At 58.1% G+C, this 19701-nt stretch carries 13 protein-coding genes and 4 tRNA genes; all 17 read left to right on the top strand.

All coding sequences use genetic code 11. The features are described from left to right. Positions 1 to 12: 12 nt before the first annotated feature. Positions 13 to 702 carry a RadC family protein gene (locus RBR41_RS00380; protein WP_320350094.1) on the top strand — a complete coding sequence of 230 codons (690 nt, stop codon included), beginning with the start codon at positions 13 to 15 and terminating at the stop codon, positions 700 to 702. Positions 703 to 720: 18 nt separating this feature from the next. Then, positions 721 to 3342 carry an endopeptidase La gene (lon, locus tag RBR41_RS00375; RefSeq protein ID WP_413785117.1) on the top strand — a complete coding sequence of 874 codons (2622 nt, stop codon included), beginning with the start codon at positions 721 to 723 and terminating at the stop codon, positions 3340 to 3342. 5 nt (positions 3343 to 3347) lie between these two features. Continuing rightward, complete coding sequence (gene prmC / locus RBR41_RS00370; RefSeq protein ID WP_320350093.1) at positions 3348 to 4226, top strand: peptide chain release factor N(5)-glutamine methyltransferase; 879 nt, start codon at positions 3348 to 3350, stop codon at positions 4224 to 4226. A gap of 165 nt (positions 4227 to 4391) precedes the next feature. Continuing rightward, positions 4392 to 4467, top strand: a tRNA-Thr gene (locus tag RBR41_RS00365). Between the two features lie 53 nt (positions 4468 to 4520). Next, a tRNA-Tyr gene (locus RBR41_RS00360) sits at positions 4521 to 4606 on the top strand. Positions 4607 to 4707: 101 nt separating this feature from the next. Then, positions 4708 to 4783 (top strand) — tRNA-Gly (locus tag RBR41_RS00355). Positions 4784 to 4994: 211 nt separating this feature from the next. Further along, positions 4995 to 6188 carry an elongation factor Tu gene (gene tuf, locus RBR41_RS00350; protein WP_320350092.1) on the top strand — a complete coding sequence of 398 codons (1194 nt, stop codon included), beginning with the start codon at positions 4995 to 4997 and terminating at the stop codon, positions 6186 to 6188. A 4-nt stretch (positions 6189 to 6192) separates the two neighbouring features. Continuing rightward, positions 6193 to 6342 carry a 50S ribosomal protein L33 gene (gene rpmG, locus RBR41_RS00345; RefSeq protein ID WP_179981243.1) on the top strand — a complete coding sequence of 50 codons (150 nt, stop codon included), beginning with the start codon at positions 6193 to 6195 and terminating at the stop codon, positions 6340 to 6342. A 44-nt stretch (positions 6343 to 6386) separates the two neighbouring features. Then, positions 6387 to 6463: transfer RNA gene (locus tag RBR41_RS00340), tRNA-Trp, on the top strand. 22 nt (positions 6464 to 6485) lie between these two features. Further along, positions 6486 to 6725 (top strand): preprotein translocase subunit SecE, encoded by a 240-nt coding sequence (gene secE, locus RBR41_RS00335; RefSeq protein WP_179981242.1) that lies wholly within the window; start codon positions 6486 to 6488, stop codon positions 6723 to 6725. 8 nt (positions 6726 to 6733) lie between these two features. Next, positions 6734 to 7306: a transcription termination/antitermination protein NusG gene (gene nusG / locus RBR41_RS00330; protein ID WP_179981241.1), complete on the top strand. Its 573-nt coding sequence runs from the start codon at positions 6734 to 6736 to the stop codon at positions 7304 to 7306. Positions 7307 to 7479: 173 nt separating this feature from the next. Continuing rightward, a complete protein-coding gene (gene rplK, locus RBR41_RS00325; RefSeq protein ID WP_320350084.1) occupies positions 7480 to 7902 on the top strand; it encodes a 50S ribosomal protein L11 in 423 nt (140 codons plus the stop codon). A 182-nt stretch (positions 7903 to 8084) separates the two neighbouring features. Continuing rightward, positions 8085 to 8792: a 50S ribosomal protein L1 gene (rplA, locus tag RBR41_RS00320; RefSeq protein WP_320350082.1), complete on the top strand. Its 708-nt coding sequence runs from the start codon at positions 8085 to 8087 to the stop codon at positions 8790 to 8792. Positions 8793 to 8959: 167 nt separating this feature from the next. Beyond that, positions 8960 to 9484 carry a 50S ribosomal protein L10 gene (rplJ, locus tag RBR41_RS00315; protein ID WP_320350080.1) on the top strand — a complete coding sequence of 175 codons (525 nt, stop codon included), beginning with the start codon at positions 8960 to 8962 and terminating at the stop codon, positions 9482 to 9484. A gap of 52 nt (positions 9485 to 9536) precedes the next feature. Then, positions 9537 to 9917: a 50S ribosomal protein L7/L12 gene (gene rplL / locus RBR41_RS00310; protein WP_179981237.1), complete on the top strand. Its 381-nt coding sequence runs from the start codon at positions 9537 to 9539 to the stop codon at positions 9915 to 9917. Positions 9918 to 10527: 610 nt separating this feature from the next. Continuing rightward, the gene (gene rpoB, locus RBR41_RS00305; RefSeq protein ID WP_320350076.1) at positions 10528 to 14664 is read left to right on the top strand and encodes a DNA-directed RNA polymerase subunit beta; all 4137 of its coding nucleotides are present in this window, start codon (positions 10528 to 10530) and stop codon (positions 14662 to 14664) included. A gap of 119 nt (positions 14665 to 14783) precedes the next feature. Then, positions 14784 to 18953 (top strand): DNA-directed RNA polymerase subunit beta', encoded by a 4170-nt coding sequence (rpoC, locus tag RBR41_RS00300; RefSeq protein WP_320350075.1) that lies wholly within the window; start codon positions 14784 to 14786, stop codon positions 18951 to 18953. Positions 18954 to 19701: the final 748 nt, after the last annotated feature.

Raw genomic sequence — 19701 nt, 5'->3', positions numbered from 1 at the left:
ACTGCTTACATTATGACAGCAAAGCCAGGCACCATACAACTGCACGCAGGCCACAGAACCCGACTGCGTGAGCGTTTCGAGCATGAACCCGCCGCTGTGGCCGACTATGAGGTTCTGGAACTGCTGTTGGGCTATGGGCTCACCCGCAAGGACACCAAACCTCTGGCCAAGGAATTGCTCCAGCGCTTTGGCAGCATCCGGGGCGTCATGGACGCCCGGCCCGACGAACTTCTTGCAGTGCCCGGTTTTGGACCGGGACTGATGACCTTTTTTCGGGTCCTGCGCGAAGTCCGCAGCCGCTATGTGGATTCGGCCATGCGCAAAAGAGAAGTGCTGGTCACGCCGCAAGCTGTGGCCCGTATGGCCCAGAGCCGGTTGGCGGGCTGCCCGCACGAGGAGTGCTGGCTGGCGCTGGTGGACCAGCGCAACAGGCTTACCGCCTGGGAATGTTTGCGGCGCGGCGGTGTCGCAGAGGTTTCAATGCAGCCCAGAGAAGTATTCGAGGCCGCGCTGCTGCGCAAGGCCAGCGGCATCATAATGGTGCACAACCATCCCGGCGGCAACCCCGCGCCTTCCGAGGCGGACAAAGCTTTCACCGCCGAACTGCAAAGACTTGCACCGCAACTGGGCCTGCGCTTTCTGGATCACGTTATCGTTACTGAGGGAGACTGCTACAGCATCACGCAGATGCAGACCATATAAGGCAGTCAGGGAGAGTATATGGCTGATTACAATGACAAGAACCATTTGTTGCACCTGGACGGAACCGGTTCCACTGCGGGTCCGGACGTTGAAAACGAAGAACAGCGGGACCCCAACCCTCTCGCTCAGGATATGACCGAGGGCGAAGGCGGTCTGACCGCCGCCATGCAGAGCATACCCGACACCTTGCCGGTTCTGCCCGTGCGCGACGTGGTTATTTTTAACTACATGATTTTGCCCCTCTTCATCGGGCGTGAAAAATCGGTTCAGGCAGTGGACGCCGCTCTCAAGAACGGACGCCATCTGCTCGTTTGCGCCCAGAAAGAAGAAAGTACCGAAGACCCCGGCCCGGACGACCTGTATTCGGTAGGCACCGTGGTGCAGGTCATGCGCATGCTCAAGATGCCCGACTCGCGGGTGAAGATTCTTGTGCAGGGCGTAAGCCGCGCCCGTGTGCGCAGCTTCAGCCAGGTTGAGCCCTTCCTTGAGGCACATATTGAAACCCTGCCCGAAACCACGCCCAAGATAGACCCCACCGTGGAGGCGCTGTTGCGCTCCGTGCGCGAGCAAAGCGAAAAAGTGCTTTCTCTGCGCGGGCTCTCCTCGCCTGACGTGCTGGCAGTTTTGCAGGGTGTGGACGACCCCGGCCGCCTGGCTGATCTCATTGCCGCCAACATGCGCATGAAGACGGCCGACGCCCAGCGCATCCTGGAGGCCGAAGATCCGCTGGATCGCCTTATGCTGGTCAACACCCAGCTGCAGCGTGAAGTCGAGGTGGCCACTGTCCAGGCGCGTATCCAGAGTTCTGCCCGCGAGGGTATGGACAAGGCCCAGAAGGACTACTTCCTGCGCGAGCAGCTCAAGGCCATCCGCACCGAGCTTGGCGACAAGGACGAAGAAGGCGAAGAAGAACTGGAAACCCTCAAGGCCGCCCTGAACAAGGCAGGCCTGCCCAAGGACGTGCGCAAGGAAGCCGACAAGCAGCTGCGCCGCCTGGCGGGCATGCATGCGGACTCCTCCGAGGCCAACGTGGTGCGTACCTACCTTGACTGGCTGGTGGAACTGCCGTGGAAGAAGCTCTCGCGCGACAGGCTGGACATAGCCTATGCCAAGCAGATTCTGGACGAAGACCACTGCGGCCTGGAAAAGGTCAAGGATCGCATCCTTGAGTTCCTGAGCGTGCGCAAGCTGAATCCGCAGTCCAAGGGCCCCATTCTCTGCTTCGCCGGCCCTCCCGGCGTTGGCAAGACGTCTCTTGGCCGCTCCATCGCCCGCGCTTTGGGGCGCAAGTTCCAGAGGCTCTCACTGGGTGGCATGCACGACGAGGCTGAAATACGCGGCCACAGGCGCACCTATATCGGCGCCATGCCTGGCCGCATCATCCAGAGCCTCAAGCAGGCTGGCACCCGCAACCCGGTTGTGGTGCTGGACGAAGTGGACAAGCTCGGCTCGGATTTCAGGGGCGACCCGTCTTCGGCCCTGCTGGAAGTGCTGGACCCGGAACAGAACCACACCTTCAGCGACCACTATCTGAATGTGCCCTTTGACCTTTCAAAGGTTATGTTCCTGTGCACGGCCAACCACCTTGAGACCATCCCGGCGGCCCTGCGCGACCGTATGGAAGTCATTACCCTGCCGGGCTACACCATGCAGGAAAAGGCCGAAATAGCGCGCAAGCATCTGCTGCCCAAAAAGATCAAGGAAAACGGCCTGGAAGAAAAGGACGTGATTCTGGAAGCAGCTGCCCTTGACAAGGTCATCAAGGAATACACGCGCGAAGCGGGCCTGCGCAACCTTGAACGCGAACTGTCGTCCATCTGCCGCAAGCTGGCCCGTCGCAAGGCCGAAGGCAAGAAGGGCCCCTTCAGGGTGGACGCGGCCGATGTGGAAAAGCTGCTGGGCGCGCCGCGCTTTATTGAAGACGAAAAGGAAAAGAAGCTCATGCCCGGCATGGCTCTTGGCCTGGCCTGGACTCCTGCTGGCGGCGAAGTGCTCACTGTGGAAGCCACCGTCATGAAGGGCAAGGGCGGCCTTACCCTCACCGGCCAGCTCGGCGACGTCATGAAGGAAAGCGCCCAGGCTGCCCTGAGCTACATCCGCAGTCGGGCCGACGATCTGGGCGTGAATCCGTCCTTTGTGTCGGAGTTTGACATCCATGTGCACGTGCCTGCCGGCGCTACGCCCAAGGACGGCCCCTCGGCGGGCGTTACGCTCACGACGGCCCTCATATCTGCCCTCAGTGGACGCCGCGTGCGTGCAGACCTGTGCATGACCGGTGAAATCACCCTTCAGGGCAGGGTGCTGCCCGTGGGCGGCATCAAGGAGAAGATTCTGGCGGGTGTGGCGCGCGGCCTCAAGCACGTGATCATTCCCTGGCAGAACACCAAGGATCTTGAAGACGTGCCCAAGGAACTGCTCAAGCGCATAGCCGTGCACCCTGTGCATCATTATGATGAACTGCTGCCCCTGGTCTTTGAGGACAAGGGCAGCCGCGGCGGAACCTCCGGAACGGACAAAAACCGCAAGAACAAGGAAGAAAGCAAGAAGGAAACCGTGGCGGCCCGTCCACGCAAGCCTGCCGCCTCTGGCGGCGGCCGCAAGACCGGGCGGCCCCAGCCCCAAGCCGGAGCCGGAGCCTGAATCCTGTGAAGCTGCGCCAGTATCTTGCTGAATCCGCGCAAAAAATGACAAAGGCGGGGGTGGACAGCCCCCGCCTTTGCGCGCATGTGCTGGTGCGCCAGGTACTCGGTCTTGACCGCATAGGCTGCGTCACACAGGCTGACCGCCAGCTGTCGGCCAGCGAGATGGAAGCCCTGGACGCCCTTGTGGCCCGGCGCGCGGCAGGTGAGCCTCTGGCGCACATAACGGGCAGCAGGGAGTTCTATGGGCGAGATTTTCGAGTAACACCCCACACGCTCATTCCCCGCCCGGAGACGGAACTGCTAATAGATAAAGCCCTTGAGGCAGCGGCAAAGCTTGAATCCGGGGGCAGACTGACGGAGCGTGGCCTGCATTTCGCCGATCTGGGCACTGGCTCGGGCTGCATTGGCATTACCCTTGCCCTGGAGCTTCCCCGCTGGCGCGGCCTGCTCATGGACATCAGCGGTGAGGCTGTGAAAACGGCGTGGCACAATGCCCGGACGCTGGGGGCGCAGGCGAGTGTTGTCTGCATCGAGGGCGATCTGTACAGGCCGCCCCTGACGCCCGGCGCATATGCCCTGCTGGCGAGCAACCCCCCGTATATTGCCGAAGACGAGCGTCCCATGGTAATGCCTGAAGTACTGGCACACGAACCCCATGGCGCGCTTTTTTCGCCTGCCGGTGGGCTGGCCCACCTTGAGGCGGTCATCACGGCAGCGGCCAGTGCGCTTGCGCCCGGCGGCTGCCTGTTACTGGAACACGGCGCGGCGCAGGGTGCGGAAACACGCCGCCTGCTGCGTGCCCACAGTCTTTTTGAGGCTCCCGTGACCCACCGGGACATGGCTGGCCTTGAACGCTGCACCGTGGCGTACCGGGCCCACTGAGGCATTGTCGGGAGAGCGTGCCAAAAAGTGGCGGTTCACGCGGCTCTCCCCATAATTCAGGGGGCTTGCGCATAACGGTTGTGCAGTGAAATTTATAAAAAAATGCGGGAAAATGCATTTTTTACTTGCCAAGCAGGTCGGAAGTGGCTAAATAGCACTCTTGCCGCTGGCGTAGCTCAACTGGCAGAGCAGCTGATTTGTAATCAGCAGGTTGCGGGTTCAAGTCCCATCGCCAGCTCCAGAGAATTACGCCGGTCAAAGGAAGGACACTTGCCCTACCTTAGCGGCACGAGTGGAGGGGTTCCCGAGTGGCCAAAGGGAACAGACTGTAAATCTGTCGTCGTAAGACTTCGGTGGTTCAAATCCACCCCCCTCCACCACCACTTTTCCGTCTTCCGTAAATCAGACGGGTGGTGGCTGGTTACAAAAAACTGCCTTGGCTGTAGGAGACAGGGAGCCTGTCGGGGAACTACGGTAGCGTGCGGGAATAGCTCAACGGCTAGAGCATCAGCCTTCCAAGCTGAGGGTTGCGGGTTCGAATCCCGTTTCCCGCTCCATTCCTGCTGAATTCCTCCCCCTCAGTCAACCCGTCCGCCAATGCACGTTCCCTGGTGTCCAGGGACTGAATGCGGACAGCGGGCCGCCCAACGGTTTTTTTCCACTGCCGCAGCCGTTACGCGAGGAGCAGGCGTTACACACGCAAAGCTTGAAGCACTTTTTTGTAACGCAGGTAAAACGCAAACATTATTTTCTCCAGGGAGACGTACAATGGGCAAGGAAAAATTTGAACGCAAAAAGCCCCATGTAAACATCGGCACCATCGGCCACATCGACCATGGTAAGACCACGCTGACCGCCGCCATCACCAAGGTGGCGAACATGAAGAACGGCGGCAAGTTCATTTCGTATGACGAAATCGACAAGGCCCCCGAAGAAAAGGAACGTGGTATCACCATCTCCACCTCGCATGTTGAGTACGAGACCCCCAATCGTCACTATGCGCACGTGGACTGCCCCGGCCACGCCGACTACATCAAGAACATGATCACCGGCGCTGCCCAGATGGACGGCGGTATCCTGGTGGTGGCCGCCACTGACGGTCCCATGCCCCAGACCCGTGAGCACATCCTGCTCGCCCGTCAGGTCGGCGTGCCCCAGCTCGTGGTGTTCCTGAACAAGTGCGACCTCGTTGACGACGAAGAACTGCTCGAACTGGTGGAACTGGAAGTGCGCGAACTGCTGTCTTCCTACGACTTCCCCGGCGACGACGTTCCTGTCATCCGTGGTTCCGCGCTGAAAGCTCTGGAAACCGACAGCCCCGACTCCGCTGAAGCCAAGTGCATCATCGATCTGCTGGAAGCTTGCGATACCTTCATTCCCACGCCCGAGCGTGACATCGACAAGCCCTTCCTTATGCCCATCGAAGACGTGTTCTCCATCTCTGGCCGTGGCACCGTTGTGACCGGTCGTGTGGAACGCGGCGTGGTCAAGGTCGGCGAAGAAGTGGAAATCGTGGGCATCAAGCCCACCGTCAAGACCACCTGCACCGGCGTTGAAATGTTCCGCAAGCTGCTCGACCAGGGTGAAGCCGGCGACAACATCGGCGCTCTGCTGCGCGGCGTCAAGCGTGACGACGTGGAACGCGGCCAGGTTCTTGCCGCTCCCAAGAGCATCACCCCCCACAAGAAGTTCAAGGCTGAAGTGTACGTGCTCTCCAAGGAAGAAGGCGGCCGTCATACCCCCTTCTTCACTGGCTACCGTCCTCAGTTCTACTTCCGTACCACGGACATCACCGGCGTTATCGGTCTGCCCGAAGGCGTGGAAATGGTTATGCCCGGCGACAACTCGCAGTTCCTGGTTGAACTCATCGCTCCCATCGCCATGGAAGTTGGCCTGCGCTTCGCTATCCGCGAAGGTGGCCGCACCGTTGGCTCGGGCGTGGTGACTGAAATCACCGAGTAGGCATATGAGAATCAACATACTTCTGGCTTGCACCGAGTGCAAACGCCGCAATTACAGCACCCGGAAGAACAAGAAAAACACTACCGGTCGGCTGGAAATGAAAAAGTATTGCCCCTGGGACAAGAAGCACACGTTGCATCGCGAAACCAGGTAACATAATTCCGCTGGGGGGGCCTCAAGCCCCCCCGGACGGCACGCAGGGCAGTAGCTCTAACGGCTAGAGCGGCGGTCTCCAAAACCGCATGTTGGGGGTTCGAATCCCTCCTGCCCTGCCATTTTTTATCTCCGGACAATACCATGGCAAAAAAACAAGCTCAGGCTGGCGACCTTAAGGCCGACAAAGCCCCCAACATTTTCGTGCGCTTCGCGCGCTACGTCGAGGATGCCAAGGCAGAGTTGCGCAAGGTGACGTGGCCCACGGTGAAAGAAACACGCAAGGCCACTCTGGCCGTGTTGGGCTTTGTCGCCGTGATGGCCGTTATTCTTGGGCTGGTTGACCTTGGTCTGTCATCACTGATCAAGACCATACTGTCCTGAAGGCCGATATGAAAGACCCCGCAATCGACGAAACTTCCGAGCTCTCCTCAAAGGCTCGTTGGTATATTGTGCACACCTACTCGGGTTTCGAGCAGCGTGTGCAAAAGACCATTAACGAGTTGCGCCGCACCGGGCAGGAACAGGGCCTTATTGAGGAAGTGGTGGTTCCCACCGAAAAGGTTATCGAACCCACCAAGGGTGGACAACAGCGCACATCCACGCGCAAGTTCTACCCCGGCTATGTGATGGTTCGCATGATCATGACCGACCTGTCCTGGCATCTGGTACAGTCCATCCCCAAGGTCACAGGCTTTGTGGGCGGCAAAAACCGTCCCACGCCCATGCGTGACGGCGAGGCCGAACGCATCCTGGAACTGATGGAAACACGTCAGGAAACCCCGAGACCCAAGTTCAATTTTGACAGGGGCGACGAAGTGCGTGTCATTGAAGGACCCTTTGGGGGCTTTAATGGCGTGGTTGAAGACGTTAACTACGACAAGGGAAAGCTGCGCGTTTCCGTATCCATCTTCGGGCGTCAAACGCCGGTTGAGCTGGATTTCGCTCAGGTTTCCAAAGGCTAGGCCCCTTTCGCACTGAAGGGTTCTGCGGACAAGATTGCTCTTTGTCCGCACGGCACGTTTGTATATCCATACAGAACATGCCGGGGCACATATCACCTAACCTTGCTTAATGACTTGCCCCCGCGCGGCGGCCCAAGGCCGGTCGGCGCGAGCAGCGATGAAGGATAAAGCAAATGGCCAAAAAAGAAGTTGCCAAGATCAAATTGCAGATTCCTGCGGGTGCGGCCAACCCCTCCCCGCCGGTAGGTCCCGCCCTGGGTCAGCATGGCCTGAACATCATGGGCTTCTGCAAAGAGTTCAATGCCCGTACCATGGACCAGAAAGGCATGATCATCCCCGTGGTTATCACGGTGTATGCCGACCGTTCCTTTACCTTCATCACCAAGACCCCTCCGGCCTCGGTGCTGATCATGAAGGCCGCCAAGCTGGAAAAAGGTTCTGGCGAACCCAACCGTAACAAGGTGGGCAGCCTGACCATGGCTCAGATTGAAGAAATCGCCAAGCTGAAGCTTCCCGATCTCAATGCAGCCACCCTTGAATCTGCGGTGAAGTCCATTGCGGGCACCGCTCGCAGCATGGGCGTTGACGTTAAGTAAGGCCATGCCGCAGCGCGGGCCTCACGGGGCTTTGTGCAATTTGCAGGTTTATCGGTCTTGAGGCGACAGCCGGGTGGTTCTGCCATTAACCCGCCGCCGTTGCCATCGTTGAAATCAATTGTACTGCCGCCTTCGCGCAAGACGATGTGTGGCAGGAGATGCAAAACGACAAGGATTATCTCATGCCTAAACATGGCAAAAATTTTCGCAAGGCTCTCGAAGGCACAGACCTTCAGGAGCGCTTCAGCATAGAAGACGCTGTGAGCAAATCGCTCGGCGCGGCCTTTGCCAAATTTGACGAAACCGTAGATGTGGCCATTCGCCTTGGCGTTGACCCCAAATACTCCGACCAGATGGTGCGCGGCGCTGTCACCCTGCCCCACGGGCTTGGCAAGACTGTGCGCGTTGCCGTGTTCTGTAAGGGCGAAAAGCAGGCCGAGGCCCGCGAAGCTGGCGCTGACGTGGTTGGTGCTGAAGATCTGGTCGCCCAGGTCAAGGAAGGCAACCTGAACTTTGACGCCGCCGTAGCCACCCCCGATGTCATGGCCCTTGTGGGTCAGATCGGCCGCGTGCTTGGCCCCCGTGGTCTTATGCCCAACGCCAAGACCGGCTCGGTTACGTTTGACGTGGCCAAGGCCGTGACCGAACTCAAGGCTGGCCGCGTGGACTTCAAGGTAGACAAGGCTGGCGTGCTGCACGCTCCCCTGGGCAAGGCCTCTTTTGGCGCCGAGAAGATTCTTGGCAACCTCAAGGCCCTGCTCGACGCGGTGAACCGCCTCAAGCCCTCTGCCGCCAAGGGCGCCTACCTGGTTTCCATGGCTGTTTCCACCACCATGGGCCCCGGCTTCAAGGTCGACATGTCCCAGGTCAAAAAATTTCTTGAGGGATAACTCTCAAGCGTGATGGCGGCCTGGTTTGCAGGCCGCCATCATAATGTCTGAGGAACGGAATACGAGTCGAAGACGGCAGGCGGGTTAACCCCCTTAATTGCCCTGCCCAGACGCTTCTACTTTGGCTCGGCATTCCACCTGGCAACCCCGAACGTGAGAGGTATCACGTGAACAGGTCTGAAAAAGCAGCAATCATTGGAGCCATCAAGGCCAAGGCCGACAGTGCTTCCTTTGCTGTGCTGACGGACTTCAAGGGTATGACGGTGGAAGAGCTGACAAACCTGCGTGTAAGCCTTCGCAAGGCTGGCGGCGAATATCTCGTCGTTAAAAACACGTTGGCGCGTATAGCTCTGACCGACGGCACGCATGATGTCATCAAGGATAACTTCCATGAGAACATCGGCGTGGCCTTTGGGTTCGATGACCCCGTGGCGGTGGCCAAGGCGTTGAGTGATTTTGCCAAGCAAAGCAAGCTCTTTGAGCTTCGCTGCGCCAGCCTGGACGGTAAGGCCCTGAATGCCGCCCAACTGGATGCACTGGCCAAGCTGCCCGGAAGGGAACAGCTTCTCGGTCAGCTGCTCGGCACCATGAACGCCGTGCCCACCAACTTTGTGTCGCTGTTTGCCAACATGCTGCGTGGCCTGCTCTATGCCCTCAAGGGTATCGAAGAGCAGAAGTCCAATGCCGCCTAGTTGGCCATCACCGAAAATCATCCGAATTTAAGCCAAAGATTAGGAGACTATCATGGCCGTTACCAAAGAAGAAGTTGTTGAATTTATCTCCAGCATGACCGTCCTCGAACTTTCCGAGTTCATCAAAGAACTGGAAGAAAAGTTCGGCGTGTCCGCCGCTGCCCCCGCTGCTGCCATGATGGTGGCCGCTCCCGCCGCTGCTGCTGAAGCTGCTGAAGAAAAGACCGAGTTCGACGTTATCCTGAAGGAAGCTGGCGCCAACAAGATCGGCGTCATCAAGGTCGTGCGCGCCCTGACCAGCCTGGGCCTCAAGGAAGCCAAGGAAAAGGTTGACGGCTGCCCCTCCACCCTGAAGGAAGGCGTGTCCAAGGACGAAGCCGAAGACGCCAAGAAGCAGCTGACCGAAGCCGGCGCTGTTGTCGAAGTGAAGTAAGTTCGGTTCTACCGTGCTTTATGGCGGGGCCTCTGGCCCCGCTTTTTTTTGGCCGATGGAGCATGACCCCTTTGATAAAAATACACGCTCCGGCGCGTCACAAAAGTTCTGTGCGACGCAAGGTAGCGTGAATTCTGACATAAAATGCCTGTTGTGACGGCATGACACATTGAAATGCCATGTATTTTAAGGACATTCTGCAAGGATGCTCTGTGTAGAAATTTCCTGTGGATCAGGCCAAATTCTTTTTGCCATTAACGCCGGTATTGTTTATGCTTCTGACGCGGTAAAAAAAACAGATCAAAAAAAGGCTTGCCATCGTTTAAAATTCGCATTATGTATCCTCTTTCATGAACGGCTTAGGAGGCCTTTTTCTGTTTAATATAACTTACTGCATCAGTACATATTTTTAAGGTTGACGCCTGAACCCAAGCCCTGTTTACCCAGACAGGGATGGGTTTTTTTCGCCTTCCCCGCGCAGTAAGCATTACCTCCCACCGTGATTTACGCTTTCAGGGTGCAGTGACAACAAGTTTTTGCCCGCCGGCTTCGGCAGATGCTTCACTTGTCGCTCCGCCGGGGCGCAACCGCTACCTATCTTGAGGTACCCATGGGCCAGCTCACCAAACAGTTCGGCAAGATCAAGATTTCCCTCCCTATTCCTCATCTGCTTAACCTGCAGATAGATTCATATGAAAAGTTTCTTCAGGAAGGCGTTCCGGAAGCCGATCGCCGCCCTGATGAAGGACTCGAAGGTGTTTTTCATACCGTTTTTCCCATTGAAGACTTCAACAAGACCGCCAGTCTGGAATTTGTCAGCTATGAAGTTGGCGAGCCCAAGTACGATCAGGCGGAGTGCATCTCAAAGGGACTGACCTACGAAGCCCCCATGCGCATCAAGGTGCGCCTTGTGGTCTATGATGCCGATGAAGCGTCGGGCAACCGTACCATTCGCGACATCAAGGAACAGGATATCTATTTTGGTACCCTGCCCCTTATGACCGAAAAAGGCACCTTTATCATAAACGGCACCGAACGTGTCATCGTCAACCAGTTGCAGCGTTCGCCAGGCATCATTTTCGAGCATGACGGCGGCAAGACGCATACCAGCCGCAAGGTGCTGTATTCGTGCCGCATCATTCCCATGCGCGGTTCCTGGCTGGACTTTGACTTTGACCACAAGGACATACTCTACGTCCGCATTGACCGCCGCCGCAAAATGCCCGCCACGATCCTTTTCAAGGCCATGGGCATGGGCAAGGAACAGATCCTCGACTACTTCTACTCGCGCGAAACCTACCGTCTGGAAGACCGTAACGCGATATACTGGGAAGTACGCAAAGACCTGTACCGCAAGGACAATGCCTATGCCGACATCGTTGACGGCGAAGGCAACGTCATTGTCAAGGCCGGCAAGCCCATAACCAAGCGTAGCTGGCGTCTTATCTGTGAATCGGGCATTGAAGCCATTGAAATGCGTCCTGATACCCTGGACAGCATGTTTCTGGCTGTGGACGTGGCCGATCCCAAAACCGGCGAACTTCTGGCAGAAGCCGCGGACGAAATCACTCCCGGTCTGCTGGACCGCATGCGTGAAGCCGGCATTAACCGGGTCAGCGTACTGCACACCAAGGGCACCGACACGTCGTCCTCCATCCGCGATACCCTCATGCTGGACCGTATCCCCGACCAGCAGAAGGCACAGGAAGAGATCTACCGTCGTCTGCGTCCCTCTTCGCCGCCCACTGCCGAGATTGCAGCCAGCTTCTTCGACAATCTGTTCCGCAACGGCGACTACTACGACCTGTCGCCTGTGGGCCGGTACAAGCTCAACCAGCGCCTTGAGCTGGACGAGTCTTCGGATCTGCGCACCCTGACGGACCATGACATTCTCACGGCCATCAAGGTGCTGGTGCACCTCAAGGACAGCCATGGCCCGGCCGACGATATCGACCATCTGGGCAACCGCCGCGTTCGCCTTGTGGGCGAGCTGGTGGAAAACCAGTATCGCATCGGTCTTGTGCGCATGGAGCGCGCCATCAAGGAGCGCATGAGCCTGCAGGAAATCTCCACGCTCATGCCGCACGACCTTATCAACCCCAAACCCGTGGCAGCCGTGCTCAAGGAATTCTTTGGCACATCCCAGCTGTCGCAGTTTATGGACCAGACCAACTCCCTGTCCGAAGTGACGCACAAGCGCCGCCTTTCGGCCCTGGGCCCCGGCGGTCTGACCCGTGAACGCGCGGGCTTTGAGGTGCGCGACGTGCATACGTCGCACTATGGCCGCATCTGCCCCATTGAAACGCCTGAAGGCCCCAACATCGGCCTTATCGTTTCCCTGACCACCTTTGCCAAGGTCAATGACTACGGCTTTATCGAAACGCCGTACCGTGTTGTCCGTGATGGCCGCGTCACCGAGGATGTGGTGCACCTTGACGCTTCGCGTGAAGGCGACCAGGTCATCGCCCAGGCCAACGCCCTTGTGGACGAGCATGGCAACCTGCTGGACGAGCTTGTCACCGTGCGCGTCAAGGGCGAAGTGGAAATGCGCCTGCGCGAAGAAGTGAACCTTATGGACATCTCGCCCAGCCAGATGGTCTCCATCTCCGCTGCGCTCATCCCCTTCCTGGAACACGACGACGCCAACCGCGCGCTCATGGGTTCCAACATGCAGCGCCAGGCCGTGCCTCTGCTGCGTTCAGAAAAGCCCCTTGTGGGCACTGGCATGGAAGTGGACGTGGCCCGCGACTCCGGCGCCTGCATTGTTGCCCCTGCCAACGGCAAGGTGGAATATGTGGACGCCGACCGCATCGTGGTGGCCTACGAGGGCGACGTGTACAAAAAGCAGGGCGGCGTGCGCGCCTATGACCTGCTCAAGTACCACAAGTCCAACCAGAACTCCTGCTTCGGGCAGAAGCCCAGCTGCTATCCTGGCCAGATTGTCAAAAAAGGCCAGATTCTTGCTGACGGCCCCGGCATCGACGACGGCGAACTGGCTTTGGGCAAAAACCTCGTGGTAGCCTTTATGCCCTGGTGCGGCTACAACTACGAAGACTCCATCCTCATCTCCGAACGCACGGTGAAGGAAGACGTCTTCACCTCCATCCACATCGAAGAATTCGAAGTGGTGGCGCGTGACACCAAGCTTGGACCCGAAGAAATCACCCGCGACATCCCCAACGTCAGCGAAGAAATGCTGCGTAACCTGGATGAAAGCGGCATCATTCGCATTGGCGCGGCGGTCAAGCCCGACGACATCCTCGTGGGCAAGATCACCCCCAAGGGCGAAACCCAGCTTACCCCTGAAGAAAAACTGCTGCGCGCCATTTTCGGTGAAAAGGCCAGGGACGTGAAAAACACCTCCCTCAAGGTCCCGCCGGGAGTGGAAGGCACCATCATTGACGTCAAGGTCTTCAACCGCCGCTCGGGCGAGAAGGACGACCGCACGCTGGCCATTGAGGTTCATGACACTGCGGTGTTTGACCAGAAAGAAGCCGACCACATGCGCGCCCTTACCGATCGCACGCGCGTTCTGCTGGCCCCGCACGTGTGCGGCAAGCAGGTCGCGACCTCCGTGCCCGGCAAAAAGAAGGGCGAAGTGCTGGTGGAAGCCGGTGCGGCCCTGACTGAAGAGATGCTTGACGAACTGCCCGTGAAAAAGCTCGCAGGCCTTTTCAAGAGCAAGGAAGTCAACGATGCCGTGACCGACATACTCAAGTCCTATGACCAGCAGATTGATTATCTGCGCGCCATATACGACTCCAAACGCGAAAAGGTCACCGAAGGGGACGATCTGCCCCCCGGTGTCATCAAGATGGTCAAGGTTCACATTGCCATCAAGCGTAAGCTCTCGGTGGGCGACAAAATGGCGGGCCGCCATGGTAACAAGGGCGTCGTTTCCTGCATCCTGCCGGAAGAAGACATGCCTTTCTTCGCCGACGGCCGTCCCGTTGACATTGTGCTCAACCCCCTGGGCGTGCCTTCGCGAATGAATATAGGCCAGATCATGGAAACCCACCTCGGTTGGGGAGCCAAAGAACTGGGCCGCCAGTTGGCCGAACTGCTGGATTCCGGCGCGGCCATGCAGGTACTGCGTGATGAAGTCAAGAGCGTTTACAGCTCTGAAGACATCAACAAGCTCGTGGACGAAATGGACGACGAAGAATTCAAGGCCTCCGTCCACAAGCTGCGCAACGGCATCGTGACCAAAACCCCTGTGTTCGACGGCGCGACCGAAGAAGAGATCTGGGGCTGGATGGAAAGGGCTGGCCTTGCCAACGACGGCAAGACGACCCTCTACGACGGCCGCACGGGTGAAGCCTTCAAGAACCGCGTGACCACAGGCGTCATGTATATGCTCAAGCTGCACCATCTGGTTGACGAAAAAATCCACGCCCGCTCAACGGGCCCCTACTCTCTGGTGACCCAGCAGCCCCTCGGCGGCAAGGCCCAGTTCGGCGGGCAGCGTCTGGGTGAAATGGAAGTGTGGGCGCTCGAAGCGTACGGCGCCGCCTACCTGTTGCAGGAATTCCTCACGGTCAAGTCCGACGACGTGACCGGGCGCGTGAAGATGTACGAAAAAATAGTCAAGGGCGACAACTTCCTTGAAGCCGGTCTGCCCGAGTCCTTCAACGTTCTGGTCAAGGAACTCATGAGCCTTGGGCTCAACGTGACCCTGCACCAGGAAGAAGGCAAAAAGAAACCCAAGCGCGTGGGATATATGAGAGATCGCGAGGATGAGGCATAAGCCGCCCGTTCTGGCGGACCCGGACATTCGTTGCGTTGCCCGCAAGTGGCGACCCCATTTGCGGGTGACGCAACATAGATAACGATTCCAACGAGCTTCTACCAAAGCAAGGTATATATATGAGCCTGGACGATCTTTTCACAGCACGCGGCACGTCGGCCAACGTGACCAATATCCGCAACCTGAAAGCCATCCAGATTTCCATCGCCTCTCCTGAAGCCATCCGCGAATGGTCCTATGGCGAGGTGAAAAAACCGGAAACCATCAACTACCGTACCTTCAAGCCGGAACGTGACGGCCTTTTTTGTGCCAAAATTTTCGGCCCCGTGAAGGACTATGAGTGCAATTGCGGCAAGTACAAGCGCATGAAGCACCGCGGCATCGTCTGCGAAAAGTGCGGCGTTGAAGTCATTGCCTCCAAGGTGCGCCGCGAACGCATGGGCCACATCGAACTGGCCGCGCCGGTGGCGCACATCTGGTTTCTGAAGACTCTGCCCTCCAAGATCGGCACGCTCCTTGACATGACCATGGCCGATCTTGAAAAGGTGCTGTACTTCGACTCCTACATTGTTCTTGATCCGGGCCAGACAAACCTGCAAAAGAGGCAGGTCATTTCTGAAGATCAGTACCTTCAGATTCTGGATCATTACGGCAGTGATGAGGTGCTTACTGTGGGCATGGGCGCGGAAGCCGTGCGCAGCCTGCTGGAAGAACTGGACCTCGAAAAGCTCCGTACCGAACTGCGTGAGGAAGGCGAAGCCACCAAAAGCCAGACCAAGAAGAAAAAACTTACCAAGCGCCTCAAGATCGTTGAAGCTTTTCTTGAGTCGGACAACAAGCCCGAATGGATGATCATGGAAGTTGTTCCTGTCATTCCGCCGGAACTGCGTCCCCTCGTGCCCCTGGACGGCGGGCGTTTCGCCACGTCCGACCTCAACGACCTGTACCGCCGCGTCATCAACCGTAACAACCGCCTGAAGCGGCTTATGGAACTCGGCGCGCCCGAAATCATCATCCGCAACGAAAAGCGCATGTTGCAGGAAGCCGTTGACGCCCTGTTCGACAACGGCCGCCGCGGCCGCGCCATCGCCGGCACCAATGGCCGCCCCCTCAAGTCCCTTTCGGACATGATCAAGGGCAAGCAGGGCCGTTTCCGTCAGAACCTGCTGGGCAAGCGCGTGGACTACTCCGGCCGTTCGGTCATCACCGTGGGCCCCTACCTCAAGCTGCACCAGTGCGGCCTGCCCAAGAAGATGGCGCTTGAACTCTTCAAGCCCTTCATCTACTCGGAGCTGGAAAAACGCGGTCACGCCTCCACCATCAAGAGCGCCAAAAAAATGGTGGAGCGCGAAGAACTGGTGGTTTGGGATATCCTTTCGGAAGTGGTACGCGAATACCCCATTCTGCTGAACCGTGCACCTACCCTGCACCGCCTCGGCATTCAGGCTTTTGAACCCCTGCTGGTTGAAGGCAAGGCCATCCGGCTGCACCCGCTGGTCTGCTCGGCCTACAACGCCGACTTCGACGGCGACCAGATGGCCGTGCATATCCCGCTGTCCGTGGAAGCGCAGATTGAATGCCGCGTGCTCATGATGAGCACCAACAACATTCTGTCCCCCGCCAACGGCGGCCCTGTCATTGTGCCTTCACAGGACATCGTGCTTGGCCTTTACTACATGACCGCCGAGCGCAGCTTTGAAAAGGGCGAAGGCATGTCCTTCTGCGCCCCCTGGGAAGTCGAGAGCGCGCACGATGCGGGCATCGTTTCCCTGCACGCCCGCGTCAAGGTGCGCATGCCCGACGGGCACACCTACAACACGACTCCCGGTCGCGTGCTGGTCAGCGATATCCTGCCGGAAAAGCTGTCCTTCGACTTTGTGAACTGCGTGCTGACCAAGAAAAACATCGCCCGCCTCGTGGGCGCTGCCTACCGCGACTGCGGCATCAAGGCCACCGTCATTCTGTGCGACAGGCTCAAGGACATGGGCTACGAGTTCGCAACCAGGGCTGGCGTGACCATTGGCGTGAAAGACCTGACCATTCCTGCCACCAAGAAGGGCATTCTTGCGGCGTCCCAGGCTGAAGTGGACGACATCGAACACCAGTACCGCGACGGTATCATCACCCGTACTGAAAAGTACAACAAGGTGGTGGACGTGTGGACCAAGGCCACTCAGGACGTTTCCACGGAAATGATCAAGGAAATATCTTACGATATCCTCACTGATCCCAAGACCGGCAAGCAGGAAAAGAACCAGAGCTTCAACCCCATCTTCATGATGTCCAACTCCGGCGCGCGAGGCAACCAGGACCAGATGCGTCAGCTTGCCGGTATGCGCGGTCTGATGGCCAAGCCTTCGGGTGAAATTATTGAAACGCCCATCACGTCTTCCTTCCGCGAAGGCCTGTCGGTGTTGCAGTACTTCACCTCCACACACGGCGCACGTAAAGGTCTCGCGGACACGGCCCTCAAGACGGCCAACTCCGGTTACCTCACCCGCCGTCTGGTGGACGTGGTGCAGGACGTCATTGTGTCCGAACTCGACTGCGGCACGGTGGACGGCATCGAGCTGACCCACCTCAAGGACGGCGGCGACATCAAGACGCCGCTGGCTGAACGCATCATTGGTCGCGCCCTGCTCTACCCGGTGTACGACCCCGATGATGCGGAAAAAGTCCTGCTGCCCGAAAACACCATTATTGGCGAAGAAGAGGCCCAGCTCATCAATGACAAGGGCATTTCCTCCGTCATGGTGCGCTCGCCCCTTACCTGCCAGGCCGAACGCGGCATATGCGCCCTCTGCTACGGTCGTGACCTTGGCCGTGGGCACCTTGTGAACACGGGTGAAACCGTGGGCATCATTGCGGCCCAGTCCATCGGCGAACCCGGCACGCAGCTGACCATGCGTACCTTCCACATCGGTGGTACGGCTTCGAGCACCATTGAAAAGAACAAGTTTGAAGCCCTCAACACCGGCCGCGTCATCCTCAACCGGGTCAAGGCCGTCACCAACAGGGACGGCGTGTACCTGGTGCTGGGCAAGAGCGGCCAGTTGGCCATTGTGGACGCCCAGGGCCGCGAACGCGAAAAATACATCCTGCCCAACGGCGCACGCCTGCTGGTGCACGATGGTCAGGAAGTGACCAAGGGTACAGTGCTGGCCGAATGGGACCCCTTCAACGAACCCTTTGTGTGCGAAGAAGAAGGTACCCTGCGCTTTACGGACATCGTCGACGGCAAGACCGTTCAGGAAAAAGTGGACGACATCACCCGTCAGGCCAGCTTGACCATTATGGAATACCGCACCACCAACTTCCGCCCGTCCATCTCCATCTGCGATGACAACGGCAACGTGAAGAAGCGCAGCCACGGCGGCGCGGCGGCCATTTACAGCCTGCCGGTGGGCTCGATCATCATGGTCAAGGACGGCGACAACATCCAGGCCGGTGACATCATCGCCCGTAAGCCGCGCGAAACCGCAAAGACCAAGGACATCGTGGGTGGTCTTCCCCGCGTGGCCGAACTCTTTGAAGTGCGCAAGCCCAAGGACATGGCCGTTGTTTCCGAAATATCCGGCACAGTCACCTATGCAGGCGAATCCAAGGGCAAGCGCAAGCTTGTGGTGACGCCTGAAATCGGTGAAGCCAAGGAATACCTGGTGCCCAAGGGCAAGCACATCACCGCTGCCGACGGCGACTTTGTGGAAGCCGGCGACCCGCTGACCGAAGGCTACCCCGAACTGCACGACATCCTGCGCACCAGGGGCGAGAAATACCTGGCCCGTTACCTGGTGGACGAAATTCAGGAAGTCTACCGCTTCCAGGGCGTGGGCATTGACGACAAGCATATTGAAGTCATCGTGCGCCAGATGCTCAAAAAGGTTACGGTTCTGGATTCGGGCGGCACCAGCTTCCTGGTGGGTGAACAGGTCGACAAGGGCGAGTTCAGGCAGGAAAACCAGAGGGCCATGGCAGAAGGGCGTCAGCCCGCCACTGCGGAACCGCTGGTGCTGGGCATCACCCAGGCATCCTTGACTACCTCCTCCTTCATCTCGGCGGCCTCCTTCCAGGAAACCACCAAGGTGCTGACCGAGGCTTCCCTCAAGGGCAAGATGGACTATCTGCGCGGCCTCAAGGAAAACGTCATTGTTGGCCGCCTGATTCCCGCCGGAACTGGCTACCGCGAATACGTCAATGGCGACATCGTGGTGCCGGATCAGAAGGAACGCCCCGACAAGTTCCTTGAAGAACTTGAAGAAAACCCCATACTGGTTGATTTGAACGGCTAGAACGGCCACACATAGCATACAAGAAGCGCAGGGAACCCCCTGCGCTTCTTTTTTATTCCCCGCTTATGTCATCCCCCACTTGCATGCCTTCGCGCGCCCGCTGCCAGGCGGATGCCCCCTTGCAGCCCTCTTCGCCTGCTGCCAGGCGGATGCCCCCTTGCAGCCCTCTTCGCCTGCTGCCAGGCGGATGCTCCCTTGCAGCCCTCGTGCGCCTGCTGCCACGCAGGTGTCCCCTTGCAGGCCTTTGCCCGCCTGCTGCCATGCGGATGCCCCCTCGCAGCCCTCGTGCGCCTGCTGCCATGCGGATGCCCTACCTTGCCGGGCCCTCGCAGGCAGCCCACAGCGCAGCACCACTGCCTCCCTGCACGGGCACTTTCGGGCCAGCGAGAGCAGCCCAGATTGTGAAAATAATATCAACAATAAAAATACTTATATTCCCCCAACATAAAATATGCAGTTTTATGCTGGTTTTCGCTTTCATCAGGGTTTTGACCTGTTGTTACAGGCAGTCCTACGCGTTGGAACACCAATACTGCTGATGACCATACTGCCTTGAACCACAAGCACCTCTTAAAGCTAAAATAATCGTAAATATATTCAGATAAATAAAAACACTACTAATTTAGTAAGTAACAATTGAATGTTCAAACGGTAAGTTGAGTAAAAAAATATGATTTCCATCTGCAAAAATCCCCTGGAACTCACGTACAACAGCACGTTTGTGACAAAAATACTATATCTTTTGAGT

It is taken from the genome of Desulfovibrio sp. (genome assembly GCF_034006445.1).
In the GTDB taxonomy this organism is placed as follows: Bacteria; Desulfobacterota; Desulfovibrionia; order Desulfovibrionales; family Desulfovibrionaceae; genus Desulfovibrio.
Note: the sequence above shows the minus strand (reverse complement) of the source record. Positions and strands in the feature narration are given on the sequence as shown.

Bases quoted from the DNA above. Each gene is read 5' to 3' on its own strand.
- RBR41_RS00380 (WP_320350094.1), top strand. From the start codon at position 13: ATGACAGCAAAGCCAGGCACCATACAACTGCACGCAGGCCACAGAACC.
- lon (WP_413785117.1), top strand. From the start codon at position 721: ATGGCTGATTACAATGACAAGAACCATTTGTTGCACCTGGACGGAACC.
- tuf (WP_320350092.1), top strand. From the start codon at position 4,995: ATGGGCAAGGAAAAATTTGAACGCAAAAAGCCCCATGTAAACATCGGC.
- rpmG (WP_179981243.1), top strand. From the start codon at position 6,193: ATGAGAATCAACATACTTCTGGCTTGCACCGAGTGCAAACGCCGCAAT.
- secE (WP_179981242.1), top strand. From the start codon at position 6,486: ATGGCAAAAAAACAAGCTCAGGCTGGCGACCTTAAGGCCGACAAAGCC.
- nusG (WP_179981241.1), top strand. From the start codon at position 6,734: ATGAAAGACCCCGCAATCGACGAAACTTCCGAGCTCTCCTCAAAGGCT.
- rplK (WP_320350084.1), top strand. From the start codon at position 7,480: ATGGCCAAAAAAGAAGTTGCCAAGATCAAATTGCAGATTCCTGCGGGT.
- rplA (WP_320350082.1), top strand. From the start codon at position 8,085: ATGCCTAAACATGGCAAAAATTTTCGCAAGGCTCTCGAAGGCACAGAC.
- rplL (WP_179981237.1), top strand. From the start codon at position 9,537: ATGGCCGTTACCAAAGAAGAAGTTGTTGAATTTATCTCCAGCATGACC.
- rpoB (WP_320350076.1), top strand. From the start codon at position 10,528: ATGGGCCAGCTCACCAAACAGTTCGGCAAGATCAAGATTTCCCTCCCT.
- rpoC (WP_320350075.1), top strand. From the start codon at position 14,784: ATGAGCCTGGACGATCTTTTCACAGCACGCGGCACGTCGGCCAACGTG.